The organism is Burkholderia sp. BCC1047, from assembly GCF_902833155.1.
In the GTDB taxonomy this organism is placed as follows: domain Bacteria; phylum Pseudomonadota; class Gammaproteobacteria; order Burkholderiales; family Burkholderiaceae; genus Burkholderia; species Burkholderia sola.
Window position 1 is genome coordinate 63,048 of record NZ_CADFEH010000016.1, and the last position, 15,115, is coordinate 78,162.

At 68.9% G+C, this 15,115-nt stretch carries 14 protein-coding genes; 10 read left to right on the top strand and 4 right to left on the bottom strand.

Annotated elements, in window-relative coordinates; translation table 11 throughout:
• Nucleotides 1–139: 139 nt before the first annotated feature.
• Nucleotides 140–1,792, top strand: coding sequence for an ABC-F family ATP-binding cassette domain-containing protein (locus HWX55_RS17965; protein ID WP_175976687.1), 1,653 nt, complete (start codon nt 140–142; stop codon nt 1,790–1,792).
• 16 nt (nt 1,793–1,808) lie between these two features.
• Here HWX55_RS17965 and HWX55_RS17970 read toward each other — a convergent pair whose 3' ends face one another.
• Entirely contained in the window at nt 1,809–2,888 is a 1,080-nt protein-coding gene (locus HWX55_RS17970) for an MBL fold metallo-hydrolase (RefSeq protein ID WP_175976688.1), read from the bottom strand.
• Between the two features lie 303 nt (nt 2,889–3,191).
• Here HWX55_RS17970 and aceK point away from each other — a divergent pair, with 303 nt between their 5' ends.
• The 9 genes from aceK (at nt 3,192) to bioB (ending at nt 13,297) form a co-directional block, all read left to right on the top strand.
• Entirely contained in the window at nt 3,192–5,009 is a 1,818-nt protein-coding gene (aceK, locus tag HWX55_RS17975; RefSeq protein WP_175976689.1) for a bifunctional isocitrate dehydrogenase kinase/phosphatase, read from the top strand.
• 56 nt (nt 5,010–5,065) lie between these two features.
• Nucleotides 5,066–5,833 (top strand): carbonate dehydratase, encoded by a 768-nt coding sequence (can, locus tag HWX55_RS17980; RefSeq protein ID WP_069620181.1) that lies wholly within the window; start codon nt 5,066–5,068, stop codon nt 5,831–5,833.
• Nucleotides 5,834–5,944: 111 nt separating this feature from the next.
• Nucleotides 5,945–6,622 carry an SDR family oxidoreductase gene (locus HWX55_RS17985; RefSeq protein WP_175976690.1) on the top strand — a complete coding sequence of 226 codons (678 nt, stop codon included), beginning with the start codon at nt 5,945–5,947 and terminating at the stop codon, nt 6,620–6,622.
• Nucleotides 6,623–6,660: 38 nt separating this feature from the next.
• Complete coding sequence (locus tag HWX55_RS17990; protein ID WP_175976691.1) at nt 6,661–7,098, top strand: YchJ family protein; 438 nt, start codon at nt 6,661–6,663, stop codon at nt 7,096–7,098.
• A gap of 106 nt (nt 7,099–7,204) precedes the next feature.
• Nucleotides 7,205–8,476 carry a CocE/NonD family hydrolase gene (locus HWX55_RS17995; protein WP_175976692.1) on the top strand — a complete coding sequence of 424 codons (1,272 nt, stop codon included), beginning with the start codon at nt 7,205–7,207 and terminating at the stop codon, nt 8,474–8,476.
• A gap of 512 nt (nt 8,477–8,988) precedes the next feature.
• A complete protein-coding gene (bioA, locus tag HWX55_RS18000) occupies nt 8,989–10,335 on the top strand; it encodes an adenosylmethionine--8-amino-7-oxononanoate transaminase (protein WP_175976693.1) in 1,347 nt (448 codons plus the stop codon).
• Nucleotides 10,332–11,519, top strand: coding sequence for an 8-amino-7-oxononanoate synthase (bioF, locus tag HWX55_RS18005; protein ID WP_175976694.1), 1,188 nt, complete (start codon nt 10,332–10,334; stop codon nt 11,517–11,519). The genes bioA and bioF overlap by 4 nt, the downstream gene beginning before the upstream one ends.
• A complete protein-coding gene (gene bioD / locus HWX55_RS18010) occupies nt 11,516–12,238 on the top strand; it encodes a dethiobiotin synthase (RefSeq protein WP_175976695.1) in 723 nt (240 codons plus the stop codon). The genes bioF and bioD overlap by 4 nt, the downstream gene beginning before the upstream one ends.
• A 39-nt stretch (nt 12,239–12,277) precedes the next feature.
• Nucleotides 12,278–13,297: a biotin synthase BioB gene (gene bioB / locus HWX55_RS18015; RefSeq protein WP_126363599.1), complete on the top strand. Its 1,020-nt coding sequence runs from the start codon at nt 12,278–12,280 to the stop codon at nt 13,295–13,297.
• 147 nt (nt 13,298–13,444) lie between these two features.
• Here bioB and HWX55_RS18020 read toward each other — a convergent pair whose 3' ends face one another.
• The 3 genes from HWX55_RS18020 to HWX55_RS18030 form a co-directional block, all read right to left on the bottom strand.
• A complete protein-coding gene (locus HWX55_RS18020) occupies nt 13,445–14,170 on the bottom strand; it encodes a copper homeostasis protein CutC (protein WP_175976696.1) in 726 nt (241 codons plus the stop codon).
• 122 nt (nt 14,171–14,292) lie between these two features.
• Nucleotides 14,293–14,697 (bottom strand): hypothetical protein, encoded by a 405-nt coding sequence (locus tag HWX55_RS18025; protein ID WP_175976697.1) that lies wholly within the window; start codon nt 14,695–14,697, stop codon nt 14,293–14,295.
• The gene (locus tag HWX55_RS18030) at nt 14,694–15,080 is read right to left on the bottom strand and encodes a hypothetical protein (protein WP_050014335.1); all 387 of its coding nucleotides are present in this window, start codon (nt 15,078–15,080) and stop codon (nt 14,694–14,696) included. Before HWX55_RS18030 ends, HWX55_RS18025 begins: the two co-directional genes overlap by 4 nt.
• Between the last annotated feature and the right edge of the window lie 35 nt (nt 15,081–15,115).

Genomic DNA, 15,115 nt, shown 5'->3' on the forward strand with positions numbered 1-15,115 from the left:
GCCGCGCTTGCTACACTGCGCGCTCATTCCTCATACCGGACGCCAGCCAAAGTGAACAACTAAGCCTTCCCGAAATGTTTTCGCCGCCCGTGCCACGCACGCCGCGCGCGAAGGTCTTCACGCATTTTTGGAGGTGCTTATGGCTGCAGCCACGCCCACCGGCGCGCTCGTCGCGCTTCATCACGTTTCCTTCCGCTTCGACGACGGCGTCACGCTGTTCGATTCGCTCGACCTGTCCATCGACCGCACGCCGACCGGTATCGTCGGTCGCAACGGCGTCGGCAAGAGCCTGCTCGCGCAACTGATCGCGGGGCGGCGCACGCCGAGCGCGGGGACGATCGAGCGACATACGCACGTCGTCTACGTCGCCCAGCAGCACGATCTCGACCGCGACGACGCGGCCGCCGCCCCGCCGACCGTCGCCCGGATCGCCGCGCTCGATGCGCCGCTCGGCGCGCTCGCGCGTCTCGCGGACGGTCGTGCGACGCCGCACGACTTCGACCTGATCGGCGATCGCTGGGATCTCGCGGAGCGGCTGCGCGCGGCGCTCGACGCGGCCGGCCTGCACGACGTCCACGCCGACACGCCCGCGCATGCGCTGAGCGGCGGCCAGCTCGCGCGCGCCGCGCTGATCGGCGCGCTGCTGTCGGGCGCCGGCCTGCTCGTACTCGACGAACCGACCAACCATCTCGACGCCCCGGGCCGCGCGTGGCTGCGCGCGGCGCTTGACGGTTGGCGCGGCGGCGTCGTCATCGTGAGCCACGACCGTGCGCTGCTCGCCGGCGTGCAGCGCATCGTCGAGTTGACGCCGCACGGCGCGCGCTCGTATGGCGGCAATTACGCGCTCTACCGCGCGCAGCGCGACGCGCAACAGGAGGCCGCGCACGCGGCGCTCGACCATGCGCGCACCGAGCGCGGGCGCGTGCGGCGCAGGCTCGAACAGGAACACGACACGATCCAGCGCCACGCGGCCGCCTCGCTGCGCGACGCGAAGACGGCCAACCTGTCGTCGATGGCGCGCCAGAGCCGCAAGGGCGCGGCGCGCGCGATCATGGGAACGGTCCGGCGTCATCAGAGCGACTTCAAGGCGACGCTCGACACGCGCGTGCAGGAGGCAGCCGCGCGCATCGAAGCCGACGCGCCGGTGCTCGTCTCGCTGCCGGGCACGGAAGTCAGCGCGCGCCGCCAGCTGTTCACGCTCGAACGCGCGCGATTGCCGTGGCGCGTCGCGGGCGACGCCGACACGATCACGTGGTCGGCGAGCGGTGCCGTGCGCATCGCGCTGACGGGCCCGAACGGCTGCGGCAAGTCGACGTTGCTGAGGATGCTCGCGGGCGAGCTCGCGCCTCGCTCAGGTACCTGCACGACGCACGTGAGCGCCGCGTATCTCGACCAGCGGCTCGCGCTGCTCGACCCGGAGCGCTCGATCGTCGAGCAACTGGGCCTGCTCGATACGCCGCTCGCCGAAGGCGATCTGCGCAGCCGTCTCGCGCTGCTGCAGCTCGACGCGACGCGCGCGACGCAACCGGCGCGGCAACTGAGCGGCGGCGAACGGCTGAAGGCCGCGCTCGCCTGCGCGTTGTGGCGCGGCACGCCCGCGCAATTGCTGCTGCTCGACGAGCCGACCAATCACCTCGATCTCGAATCGGTGCGCGCGATCGAAGCGGCGCTGGCCGGCTTCCCCGGCGCGATCGTGGTCGCGTCGCACGACGCCGCGTTTCTCGCGGCGCTCGAACCGACGCACACGATGCAGTGGCAGCGCGACGGGTGGCGTTACGAACCCGTCGTGTGAGGATAACGAAGCGCGCTCAGCCGGCGGTGCGGAACCGCAGCACCCCATCGTCGCCCTGCTCGCGCACGAGCTCGCCCGCGAGCCACAGCAGGTTCAGGTGCGCGAGCGCCTCGCCGAGCGCGAAGGTCATCTGGTGGATGTCGAGCTCGCGGCGGCGGAACATGATCGGCACGATATCGGCCGCGCTCATCGGCTGCTCCGCACACGCGACGCGCACTTCGGCCAGGCGCGCATCGTGGTGTTCGCGCAGTTGCGCGATGCGCGTGCGCACGCCGCGGAACGGCTTGCCGTGCGACGGCAGCACGAGCGTGTCGGGCGCCATCGTCTCGTAGCGGCCGAGCGATTCGAGGTACAGCGCGAGCGGGTTCGCTTCCGGCTCGAGATCGAACACCGACACGTTCGTCGAGATGCGCGGCAGCACCATGTCGCCGGAAATCAGCACGCCGTCCGCTTCGCTGTGGAGCGCGCAATGTTCAGGCGAATGGCCGAAGCCGGTGACGACGCGCCACGTGCGCGCGCCGATCGTCACCGCGTCGCCTTCGCGCAGGCGCCGGTAGCGCGGCGGCACGGCCGGCACGAGGTCCGAGTAATAGCCGCGGCGGTTGCGCAGCTTGTCGAGCGCGGCCGGATCGGTCAGCCCGTGGCGCGCGAAGTGCTCGGCAGCCGCCGCGCCGCCCGCGTTCGAACCGTTGCCGGCCGCCATCAGGCAGCCGAACAGATATTCGCCGAGCGTCATCCACAGCCGCACGTTCCAGCGGCCCTTGTCGCCGCCTTCGCACAGCCAGTTCGCGAGGCCGAAGTGGTCGGGGTGGCAGTGCGTGACGAGCACGCGCAGCACGGGCAGGCCGTCGAGCTGCGTGTCGAAGATCTGCTCCCAGTGCGTGCGGATCGCGTCGGACGAGATCCCGCAATCGACGATCGTCCAGCCGGCCTGCCCGTCGATTTCGTCGCGCAGCAGCCAGAGATTGATGTGGTCGAGCGAGAACGGCAGCGGCATGCGCAGCCAGCGCACGCCGGGCGCGACCTCGAACGTGTCGCCCGCGGCGGGCAGCGTATCGGCGAAGGGATAGTCGAGTTGGTGTTCCAGGGCGTTCATCGGTGGGGCGTCTCGTCGTTATCGGTGCGAATGCGCGCCGGCGGCAGGCGCGGCGGGCGGTGCGTCGATTCTATCGCCGTCGCGCGAAACAGGTTCTCGACGACCGCCGGCCCGCCGCAAAAAAGTTCGTGTCAGAATCGGTTCCGTACCCGTATCTTTACGCGAAGATGCACCGAACGGCGCCCAACGGCGAACAACACGCCGATTGACGGCCGCTCACGCGTCACCCCGAAAGTCATTGAAACGCCGACTTGGGCGCTAAAATGGCGGGTGCTTACAGCCCCTTGAACGAGCCTGCACGCGATGAATCACTTCCCCAAACTGCTGTCGTCGCAGATCGGTTTCGACGTCGCGCAGACGATGCTCGAATACTTCGATCGCCATTACCGGATCTTCCGCGAAGCGGCGGTCGATGCGAAGACGCTGTTCGAGCGCGGCGACTGGCACGGGCTGCAGCGGCTCGCGCGCGAGCGGATCACGTCGTACGACGATCGCGTGAAGGAATGCGTCGAGTTGCTGGAAGACGAATACGACGCGGAGAACATCGACGACGAAGTGTGGCAGCAGATCAAGCTGCACTACATCGGGCTGCTCACGTCGCACCGCCAGCCCGAGTGCGCGGAAACCTTCTTCAATTCGGTGTGCTGCAAGATCCTGCACCGCTCGTATTTCAGCAACGATTTCATCTTCGTGCGCCCGGCGATCTCGACCGAGTATCTGGAGAACGACGAGCCGGCCGCGAAGCCGACCTACCGCGCGTACTATCCGGGCACCGACGGGCTCGCGGTCACGCTCGAGCGCATCGTCACGAACTTCCAGCTCGAGCCGGCGTTCGAGGATCTCTCGCGCGACATCGGCTGCGTGATGCAGGCGATCGACGACGAATTCGGCCGCTTCGACGAAGCGCCGAATTTCCAGATCCACGTGCTGTCGTCGCTGTTCTTCCGCAACAAGAGCGCGTACATCGTCGGCCGCATCATCAACGCCGACCGCGTGCTGCCGTTCGCGGTGCCGATCCGCCACGTGCGCCCGGGCGTGCTCGCGCTCGACACCGTGCTGCTGCGCCGCGACCTGCTGCAGATCATCTTCAGCTTCTCGCATTCGTACTTCCTCGTCGACATGGGCGTGCCGTCCGCGTACGTCGACTTCCTCTGCACGATCATGCCGGGCAAGCCGAAGGCCGAGATCTACACGTCGGTCGGGCTGCAGAAGCAGGGCAAGAACCTGTTCTACCGCGACCTGCTGCACCACCTGTCGCATTCGAGCGACCGCTTCATCATCGCGCCCGGGATCAAGGGCCTCGTGATGCTCGTGTTCACGCTGCCGTCGTTCCCGTACGTGTTCAAGATCATCAAGGATCACTTCCCGCCGCCGAAGGAAACGACGCGCGCGCAGATCATGGAGAAGTACCAGCTCGTGAAGCGCCACGACCGCCTCGGGCGGATGGCCGACACGCTCGAGTATTCGAGCGTCGCGCTGCCGCTCGCGCGGCTCGATCATGCGCTCGTGCGCGAACTCGAGAAGGAAGTGCCGTCGCTGCTCGAGTACGAGGACGACAAGCTCGTGATCGAGCACCTGTACATCGAGCGCCGGATGACGCCGCTGAACCTGTATCTGCAGAACGGCAGCGACGCGGACGTCGAGCACGGCGTGAAGGAATACGGCAACGCGATAAAGGAGCTGATGAAGGCGAACATCTTCCCCGGCGACATGCTGTACAAGAACTTCGGCGTCACGCGCCACGGCCGCGTCGTGTTCTACGACTACGACGAGATCGAGTACCTGACCGACTGCAACGTGCGGCGCGTGCCGCCGCCGCGCAACGAGGAAGACGAGCTGTCCGGCGAACCGTGGTATACCGTCGGCCCGCACGACATCTTTCCGGAGACCTACGGGCCCTTCCTGCTCGGCGACCCGCGCGTGCGCGACGTCTTCATGAAGCATCACGCGGACTTTTTCGATCCCGCGCTGTGGCAGGCGAGCAAGGACAAGCTGATGCAGGGCGAATTGCCCGATTTTTATCCGTACGACACGGCCCTGCGCTTCAGCGTGCGCTACCCCGCGCGCTTCGACGCGACGGGCCGGAACGACGGCGCAGGCGACGCGCAGCGCGCCGCCTGACGCCGGCAACACCCGATCCGATATCGACTTGATTTCCGCCAACGGAATCCACACCGATGACTACCCAAGACAATCCGCTTTCACATCTGTTCGACAATAACGATGCCTGGGTCAAGCGCCAGCTCGCCGACGATCCCGATTTCTTCGCACGGCTCGCCGACCAGCAGGCGCCGGAATATCTGTGGATCGGCTGCTCCGATTCGCGCGTGCCGGCGAACCAGATCATCGGCCTGCCTCCGGGTGAAGTGTTCGTGCACCGCAACATCGCGAACGTGGTCGTGCACAGCGACCTGAACTGCCTGTCGGTGATCCAGTTCGCGGTCGACATCCTGCGCGTGAAGCACATCATGGTCGTCGGCCACTACGGCTGCTCGGGCGTGAACGCGGCGCTGCACAACCGCCGGGTCGGCCTCGCCGACAACTGGCTGCATCACGTGCAGGACGTGCGCGAACGCCATGCGGCGCTGCTCGACGAATGGCCGGTCGGCGAAGCGCGGTATCGCCGCCTGATCGAGCTCAATTCGATCGAACAGGTCGTCAACGTGTGCCGCACGACGATCGTCAACGACGCGTGGGCGCGCGGCCAGTCGCTCACCGTGCACGGGCTCGTGTACGGCGTGCACGACGGCCGGATGCGCAACCTGGGGATGTCCGTGTCGAACTTCGACGCGCTCGACGCAACCTACAGGCGCTGCGTGGCGGCGCTGACCGCACGCGGCCAGCACGCGCCCGACAACGACATGGTCGCGGCCGACGCCGCGCAGCTCGAAGACGTCGCGCAGGCGGTCGCCGCCACGCTGAAGCCGTGCGACGACGCGCAGTAACGTGCAGTGACGCGCCAGCCGCCTGACGGCGGCTGCCACACGGGCGCGGCACGCATCGAACGAATCTGACACCGGCACTGCCTCGGCGGCGCCTACCCAAGGAGCGACGGCATGAAAACCGTATTGATCGTCGGCGCATCGCGCGGCCTCGGCCGCGAATTCGTCCGGCAATACCGGCGCGACGGCTGGAACGTGATCGCCACCGCGCGCGACGCGGCGTCGCTCGATGCGTTGCGTGCGCTGGGCGCTCAGCCGCATGCGCTCGATATCGCGCAGCCCGCGCAGATCGCGGCGCTCGGCTGGAAGCTCGACGGCGAGCGGCTCGACGCGGCCGTGCTCGTGTCAGGCGTGTACGGGCCGCGCACCGAAGGCGTCGAGACGATCACCGCCGAGGATTTCGACGCGGTGATGCATACGAACGTGCGCGGGCCGATGCAGTTGTTGCCGATCCTGCTGCCGCTCGTCGAGGACGCGCGCGGCGTGCTGGCCGTCGTGTCGAGCCGGATGGGCAGCATCGCCGAGGCGACCGGCACGACCGGCTGGCTGTACCGCGCGAGCAAGGCCGCGCTGAACGACGCGCTGCGCATCGCGTCGCTGCAGACGCGTCATGCCGCGTGCATTTCGCTGCATCCCGGCTGGGTGCGCACCGACATGGGCGGCGCGCAGGCCGCGATCGATCCGGAAACGAGCGTGACCGGCATGCGTCGCGTGATCGCCGAATCCGGTTCGGACGTGTCGCAGGCGAACGGCCGGTTCTTCCAGTACGACGGCATCGAGCTCAGCTGGTGAGCGGGCCGGCAACCGGACGTTGTTAATTCGCATTTCGCATGATTTCGAACCGACCTGACGCGTGCCCGTGCGGCGGCGCATCCCCCCCGCCCGGCGGCAACGCGCCGGCGCCGCGCTACGCGGCCTGCTGCGGCCGCTTCATCGACGGCGGGCAAGCCGCCCCGACCGCACTCGAATTGATGCGCTCGCGGTACAGCGCGTACGTGCTCGGCGCGACCGACTACCTGCGCGCGACGTGGGCCGCGCGCACCTGCCCGCCCGATCTCGACACCGACCCTGATGCGCCGGACGCGCCGCGCTGGCTCGGCCTCGCGGTCAAACGGCACGTACCGCTCGACGACCGGCACACGGAGGTCGAATTCGTGGCGCGCTACAAGGTCGGCGGACGCGCTTACCGGCTCCACGAGACGAGCCGTTTCGAGCGCGACGAGCAGGGATTCTGGCGCTATGTCGACGGCGAAGTAAGTGAACGCTGACAAATAGTTGCCATGTCAAACGCCGGGTAATTCCCGCATTGCACAACCTGATTTTGTCGGGCTACGATGGGCTCGAATTGGTCATGTTGCATGGCAGGGCTTACGGATGGCGTTCAGCAAGGTATTGGTGGGATGGATGGCGGCGTGTGCGCTGTCGGCCGCTCAGGCCGGTACGCTGCCGAGCGCCAATACGGGTGCGAGCGCCAGCGGGTCGCTCGCTCATGCCGAGCATTTCGACTACGCCGACTCGAACCTGCCGCAGGTCGCCGCCGACCTCAACGAGCAGATCCTCCGCATTCCGGCCGACGCGTCGGGCGCCATCACGCTCGAGGCCACGCTGTTCAAGCCGAACGGCCCCGGCCCGTTCCCGCTCGTCGTCTTCAACCACGGCAAAAATACCGGCGATCTCCATCTGCAGCCGCGCAGCCGGCCGCTCGCGTTCGCGCGCGAATTCGTGCGCCGCGGCTATGCGGTGATCGCGCCGAATCGCCAGGGCTTCGCCGGTTCCGACGGCACGTACCAGCAGGAAGGCTGCAACGTCGGCAAGAACGGCCTCGCGCAGGCCGCCGACGTCGATGCGACGGTGCGCTACATGTCGCGCCAGCCGTACGTCGATGCGTCGCGCATCGTCGTCGCCGGCACGTCGCACGGCGGGCTCGCGTCCGTCGCGTACGGCACCGAAGCCGCGGCCGGCGTGCGCGGCATCATCAACTTCTCCGGCGGGCTGCGCCAGGACCTGTGCGACGGCTGGCAGCGCAACCTCGTCGACGCGTTCGACCACTACGGCGCGCATACGGCCGTGCGGTCGCTGTGGCTGTACGGCGACAACGATTCGGTGTGGACGCCCGCGCTGGTCGCGCAGATGCACGATGCGTACGTGTCGCACGGCACGCAGGCCCGCTTCATCGATTTCGGCCGCTACAAGGACGATGCGCACCGGCTGATCGTCGATCGCGACGGCGTGCCCGTGTGGTGGCCGGCCGTGAACGCATTCCTCGCCGAACTGAACCTGCCGACCGCGGTGCGCTATGCGGTCGCGGACCCGCACGAGCCGAAGGCCACCGGCTACGCGTCGATCGATGCGGTCAACGCGGTGCCGTACGTCGACGAAGCCGGCCGCGAAGGCTATCGCCGCTTCCTGAACCAGCATCCGAGCCGCGCGTTCGCGGTGTCGTCGGAAGGCGCGTGGTCGTGGGCCGAAGGCGGCGACGACCCGATGGCGCTCGCGCTCGACAACTGCGCGAAGCAAGGCGCCGGCGCGTGCCGGCTGTATGCGGTCAACGACCGCGTCGTGTGGAACGCCAACACGACACAGACGGCCGACAACGGCGACGATCGCACCCGCGATACCGATACGCGCGCGCTGGCTTCGCGCTGACGCTCGGCTGTCGTTCCTCTCGCTTCCCCTTCGCGCACCGTCGATTCAAGGTCGCCGCGGCACTCCCCGCCTGTTCGTCAAATCGAGCACACGCCGCGTAATGCTCGTTTTTACGAGCAATCGACTTGAATTCGCGCCAGATCTCGTCCAGCCGTCCGGGCCTTCCGCGCCCCTGTCGATCTGACGATGCACGAAGCAAGACTGCCCGTCGTCGCCGCCAAACCCGCACCATCATCGTTCCCCATATTTCGCCACCCGGCCGGCCCTCGCCCTGCGATTTTTTCTGTCGGGGGGCGTCACTCGAACGTCGTCATCTGCGCGCATTTCGCCCGATCCGCCGCGTTCCGTTCCGAGCACCCCCGAACTGCGCCGAACTCCCGCCCAGCAAGGCTGTGCGGCGTTTGTAACCGCTAGTGCAACGTCCGGCGGAACACGCTAATCTCTGCGCGTTTCGTATTCCGCCGCGCGGCATCCCGTCGATGCCGCGCGGCCGTTTTACCCCCGGAGTCGCCTTGAGTACGCCAGCCACCGACGACTGGGTCGCGCGCAGCCTGCGCGCGGTCTGGCATCCCTGCACCCAGATGAAGCACCACGAGCGCCTGCCGCTCGTCCCCGTCGCGCGCGGCGCGGGCGTGTGGCTGTACGACCGTGACGGCCGCCGCTACTTCGACGCGATCAGCTCGTGGTGGGTCAACCTGTTCGGCCATGCGAACCCCGACATCAACGCGGCGCTGAAGGACCAGCTCGACACGCTCGAGCATGCGATGCTCGCCGGCTGCACGCACGAACCGGCGATCGAGCTCGCCGAACGGCTGCATGCGCTGACCGCGCGCACGCTCGGTCATGCGTTCTTTGCGTCGGACGGCGCGTCGGCCGTCGAGATCGCGCTGAAGATGAGCTTCCACGCGTGGCGCAACCGCGGCCGCGCGAACAAGCAGGAATTCGTCTGCGTCGCGAACAGCTATCACGGCGAGACGATCGGCGCGCTCGGCGTGACCGACGTCGCGCTGTTCAAGGATGCGTACGACCCGCTGATCCGCCATGCGCACGTGGTCGCGTCGCCCGACGCGCGCGGCGCGCTGCCGGGCGAGACGGCCGCCGATGTCGCGGGCCGCGCGCTCGCGGACGTGCGGCGCCTGTTCGCCGAACGCGGCGACCGGATCGCCGCGCTGATCGTCGAGCCGCTCGTGCAGTGCGCGGCCGGCATGGCGATGCACGATCCGTCGTACGTGCGCGGGCTGCGCGCGCTGTGCGACGAATTCGGCGTGCATCTGATCGCCGACGAGATCGCGGTCGGGTGCGGGCGCACCGGCACCTTCTTCGCGTGCGAGCAGGCCGGCGTCTGGCCCGATTTCATGTGCCTGTCGAAAGGGATCAGCGGCGGCTACCTGCCGCTGTCGCTGGTGCTCACGCGCGACGACGTGTTCGCGGCGTTCTACGACGACGACACGACGCGCGGCTTCCTGCACTCGCATTCGTACACCGGCAACCCGCTCGCGTGCCGCGCGGCAGTCGCGACGCTCGACCTGTTCGCGCGCGACGACGTGCTCGCAAGCAACGTCCGCAAATCGTCGATGCTGCGCGCGGCGCTCGCGCCGCTCGACGCGCACCGCCAAGTGCGCCATCTGCGCGAGCGCGGCACGCTGTTCGCGTTCGACGTCGCGCTCGACGGCGACGCGGCGCGCGGCTTCTCGCGGCGCTTCTTCGAACACGCGCTCGAACGCGAACTGCTGCTGCGCCCGATCGGCACGACCGTGTACCTGATGCCGCCGTACGTGATGAGCGACGACGACATCGCGTGGCTCGCGCAACGCACGCGCGACACGCTCGACGCGACGCTGGAGGACCTCGGCCGATGAGCCTGCTCGACACCCTGCAACGCGGCCTCGCCGACCTCGACGCGCAAGGGTTGCGCCGCGTGCGCCGCATCGCCGACACCGCGTGCGACGCGCGCATGACCGTGAACGGCCGCGAGATCGTCGGCTTCGCGAGCAACGACTACCTCGGCCTCGCCGCGCATCCGGCGCTCGTCGCCGCGTTCGCGGAAGGCGCGCAGCGCTACGGCTCCGGCAGCGGCGGCTCGCACCTGCTCGGCGGCCATTCGCGCGCGCACGCCAAACTGGAAGACGAACTCGCGGGCTTCGCGGGCGGCTTCTCCGATGCGCCGCGCGCGCTGTACTTCAGCACCGGCTACATGGCGAACCTCGCGGCGATGACGGCGCTGGCCGGCAAGGGCGCGACGATCTTCTCCGACGCACTGAACCACGCGTCGCTGATCGACGGCATGCGGCTGTCGCGTGCGAACGTGCAGGTCTATCCGCACGCCGATACGGCCGCGCTCGCCGCGCTGCTCGACGCATCGGATGCGGAAACGAAGCTGATCGTCAGCGACACCGTATTCAGCATGGACGGCGACCTCGCGCCGCTCGCCGAACTCGTCGCGCTGGCCGAGCGCCACGGCGCGTGGATCGTCGTCGACGACGCACACGGCTTCGGCGTGCTCGGCCCGCAGGGTCGCGGCGCGCTCGCGGCCGCCGCGCTGCGTTCGCCGCATCTGGTGTACGTCGGCACGCTGGGCAAGGCGGCCGGTGTCGCGGGCGCGTTCGTGATCGCGCATGAGACCGTGATCGAATGGCTGATCCAGCGCGCGCGCAGCTACATCTTCACGACGGCCGCGCCGCCGGCCGTCGCGCATGCGGTATCGGCAAGCCTGAAGGTGATCGCGGGCGACGAAGGCGACGCGCGACGCGCGCACCTCGCCGCGCTGATCGACCGCACGCGCGCGCTGCTGCGCAACACGCGCTGGCAGCCAGTCGATTCGCACACGGCCGTGCAGCCGCTCGTGGTCGGCAGCAACGACGCGACGCTCGCGGCGATGCGCGCGCTCGACGCGCACGGCCTGTGGGTGCCGGCGATCCGGCCGCCGACGGTGCCGGCCGGCACGTCGCGGCTGCGCGTGTCGCTGTCGGCCGCGCATTCGTTCGACGATCTTGCAAGGCTCGAAGCCGCGTTGATCCAGGCCAGCGAGGAGGCCGCGGCATGACCCCCGCCCCGCTGTCCGTCTTCGTCACCGGCACCGACACCGAAATCGGCAAGACCTTCGTGTCGGCCGCGATGCTGCACGGCTTCGCGCGGCACGGCCTGCGCGCGGCCGCGCTGAAGCCGGTCGCGGCCGGCGCGTACGAACGCGACGGCGTGTGGCGCAACGAGGACGCGGACCAGCTCGACGCGGCCGCGAACGTCGTGCTGCCGCCCGAGCTGCGCACGCCGTTCCTGCTGAAGGCGCCGGCCGCGCCGCATATCGTCGCCGCGCAGGAAGGCGTGACGCTCGACCTCGACACGATCGTCGCGTGCCATCGCGAAGCGCTGACGCGCGCGGACGTCGTCGTCGTCGAAGGCGTCGGCGGTTTCCGCGTGCCGCTGAACGATACGCAGGACACCGCCGATCTCGCGGTCGCGCTCGGCCTGCCCGTCGTGCTCGTCGTCGGCGTCCGGCTCGGCTGCATCAGCCACGCGTTGCTGACGGCCGATGCGATTCGCCAGCGCGGCCTCACGCTCGCGGGCTGGGTCGCGAACCATGTCGACCCGGCCATGTCGTTCGCCGACGAGAACGTCGCGACGATTCGCGACTGGCTCGCGCGCGAGCACCGCGCGCCGCTCATCGGCCGCATCGCGCACATGACGCCGGCCGCCCCCGAATCCGCCGCGGCGATGCTCGACATCGCCGCGCTCGTCGAGTCGCTGCGCACCGCGCGGCATTGACCCAACCGATCCCCCATCCCGCCAGGACAGGAAAACGAAATGACCCAAGCCCAGACCGCCGCCGTGCAACCCGCCGCGATCCCCGTGGCCGCTCCGACGTCGCAGCGCTGGCGCGTCGCCGACGTCGTCGCGCTGTTCGAGCTGCCGTTCAACGACCTGATGTTCCGCGCGCAGCAAGTGCATCGCGAGCACTTCGACGCGAACGCGGTGCAGCTGTCGACGCTGCTGTCGATCAAGACGGGCGGCTGCGAGGAAGATTGCGGCTATTGCTCGCAGTCGTCGCATCACGACACGGGCCTGAAGGCCGAGAAGCTGATGGACGTCGACACGGTGCTCGACGCCGCGCGCGCGGCGAAGGCGAACGGCGCGAGCCGCTTCTGCATGGGCGCCGCGTGGCGCAACCCGAAGGAGCGCCACATGCCGGCGCTGACCGAGATGGTGCGCGGCGTGAAGGAGCTCGGCCTCGAGACCTGCATGACGCTCGGCATGCTGGAAAACGAACAGGCTCGGCAGCTCGCCGACGCGGGCCTCGACTACTACAACCACAACCTCGACACGTCGCCGGAGTTCTACGGCCAGGTGATCTCGACGCGCACGTACCAGGATCGCCTCGACACGCTCGACCGCGTGCGCGACGCGGGCATCAACGTGTGCTGCGGCGGCATCATCGGGATGGGCGAATCGCGCCGCGAACGCGCGGGCCTGATCTCGCAGCTCGCGAACCTGAACCCGTATCCGGAATCGGTGCCGATCAACAACCTCGTCGCGATCGAAGGCACGCCGCTCGAAGGTACCGCGCCGCTCGACCCGTTCGAGTTCGTGCGCACGATCGCGGTCGCGCGCATCACGATGCCGAAGGCCGTCGTGCGCCTGTCGGCCGGTCGCGAGCAGCTCGACGACGCGATGCAGGCGATGTGCTTCCTCGCGGGCGCGAACTCGATGTTCTACGGCGATCAGCTGCTGACGACGAGCAACCCGCAGACGCAGCGCGACCGCGCGCTGTTCGAGCGCCTCGGCATCCGCGCGAGCCAGGCCGACGCGCTGGCGGAAAACGCGTAAGCGGCAACGGCCGGCGCGCCGCGCCCGCCGACGAAAAAGCCGGGGCATGCCCCGGCTTTTTTTCATCCGATCGTCTGCATCGGGTCGCGCTGCGCGCCATGCATCGACGGTCTTCTCGACGCGCCAACACGCAGCTTCGGCATACGCTTACACGTGCGACGCCGCGCCGTCGAGCGCCGCGCGCACGCGCTCGACGCGCAGCGCGTCGACGGGCGCCAGCACCTCGCCGCGCGGCCGCACGCCCGAACCGAAATGCACCGCGCGCACGCCGGTCGCGCGCACGAAATCGCCGACCGCGTCGATCGTGAGCCCGGAGCCGGCCAGCACCGTGCAGGTCGTGCCCGCCGCCTGCCGCACGAGCCGCGTGATCGTCGCGACCGCGTCGAGCACCGACGGATGGCCACCCGACGTCAGCACTGACGTGACGGCCGGCACGCGCAGCAGCGCGTCGAACGCGGCGTTCAGATCGCGCGCGACGTCGAACGCGCGGTGGAACGTGAGCGCGCGCCCGTCGGCGGCGGCCGCGATCCGGGCGAGCGCGCCGAGATCGACGTCGCCGCGCGGATCGAGCGCGCCGAACACGACGCCGCTCGCGCCGGCCGCGACGGCCGCGCGCACGTCGCGCTCGATCACGCGCAGGTCGTCGGCGTCATAGACGAACGAGCGGCTGTGCGGACGCACGATCACGTTGACGGGAATCGGCACGGCGGCCACGACGGCCTCGATCAGGCCGACGCTCGGCGTCAGCCCGCCTTCGGTGATCGCGGTCACGAGCTCGAGGCGGTCGGCGCCCGCGCGGGCGGCGACCTTCGCATCGCCGACGGTCGTGGCGATCACTTCGAGGAGAATGGGAGAAGCGGCATGTCGGTTCATGGGCGGCCCGCGAATCGTCTGGACAATTCGCGCATCCTAGCCGAGCCGCGCGACGGACGCCAGCGTGCCGGCGGCCGCATGCTTCAGCGGCGTACCTCAGCCGCGTGTTTCAGCCCAGTACGTCAGCCGCGCCGCGCGAGCCAGACGCCGACGAGCGCGGACAACGCCGTCACGGCGGTGCCGGGTACGAACCGGAACATGCGCGCGTTGAAGTACGCGCCCTGCTGCTGCATCACGTCGACGATCGCCGGCGTGAGCACGAGCATCGCCCAGCCGATCATCCCGAAGGCGGTGGTCGCGGCCGCGACGAGCAGCGTGATGCCCGCGCCGCGCGCACGCGGCCGGAATGCGCCGGCAAACATACCCGCGGCGAGCAGCACGGCCGACACCGCGAACAGCACGGCGACGAATACGGTCGTCGCGCCCGCCTGACCGACCTTCATGAACGCGACCATCTGCGCGGCGATCACGCAGAAGCCGGCGATCGAGAACAGCACGATCGCCAGCGCGTTACGCACGACGCTCACGCAACGGCCTGCCGGAAATACGCGGTCGCCGGGCGCCGGAACAGCAGGTAGACGAACACCGCGAACAGCAGGACGCCCGGGATCAGCACCGCGAGCATCGACGCCGGCATGTTGATCAACGAGAACGCGATGCCGAACACGAACGTCACGATATAGGCGTTGCGCGACCATTCGCGCCCCTTGAGGATCGCGATGCCGATCACGACATTCGCGGCCTCGACGATCATGCTGATGCCGAACGTCGCCCACACGGGCAGCAGGTAGTGCGACATCAGCGCCTGGGTGGTCGGCATGCCGATCGAGAACGGCGTATAGACGCAGGTGATCGCGTTGGTCACGATGATGATCCACGCGAGGATGGTCAGCGAAATCGGTCGCTTCATGGCATTTTCCTTTTTATATTCGCCGCCATGGTGGC

Excerpts from the sequence above, each read along its gene's own strand:
- HWX55_RS17965 (WP_175976687.1), top strand. The coding sequence starts at position 140 with ATGGCTGCAGCCACGCCCACCGGCGCGCTCGTCGCGCTTCATCACGTT.
- HWX55_RS17970 (WP_175976688.1), bottom strand. The coding sequence starts at position 2,888 with ATGAACGCCCTGGAACACCAACTCGACTATCCCTTCGCCGATACGCTG.
- aceK (WP_175976689.1), top strand. The coding sequence starts at position 3,192 with ATGAATCACTTCCCCAAACTGCTGTCGTCGCAGATCGGTTTCGACGTC.
- can (WP_069620181.1), top strand. The coding sequence starts at position 5,066 with ATGACTACCCAAGACAATCCGCTTTCACATCTGTTCGACAATAACGAT.
- HWX55_RS17985 (WP_175976690.1), top strand. The coding sequence starts at position 5,945 with ATGAAAACCGTATTGATCGTCGGCGCATCGCGCGGCCTCGGCCGCGAA.
- HWX55_RS17990 (WP_175976691.1), top strand. The coding sequence starts at position 6,661 with ATGATTTCGAACCGACCTGACGCGTGCCCGTGCGGCGGCGCATCCCCC.
- HWX55_RS17995 (WP_175976692.1), top strand. The coding sequence starts at position 7,205 with ATGGCGTTCAGCAAGGTATTGGTGGGATGGATGGCGGCGTGTGCGCTG.
- bioF (WP_175976694.1), top strand. The coding sequence starts at position 10,332 with ATGAGCCTGCTCGACACCCTGCAACGCGGCCTCGCCGACCTCGACGCG.
- bioD (WP_175976695.1), top strand. The coding sequence starts at position 11,516 with ATGACCCCCGCCCCGCTGTCCGTCTTCGTCACCGGCACCGACACCGAA.
- bioB (WP_126363599.1), top strand. The coding sequence starts at position 12,278 with ATGACCCAAGCCCAGACCGCCGCCGTGCAACCCGCCGCGATCCCCGTG.
- HWX55_RS18020 (WP_175976696.1), bottom strand. The coding sequence starts at position 14,170 with ATGAACCGACATGCCGCTTCTCCCATTCTCCTCGAAGTGATCGCCACG.
- HWX55_RS18030 (WP_050014335.1), bottom strand. The coding sequence starts at position 15,080 with ATGAAGCGACCGATTTCGCTGACCATCCTCGCGTGGATCATCATCGTG.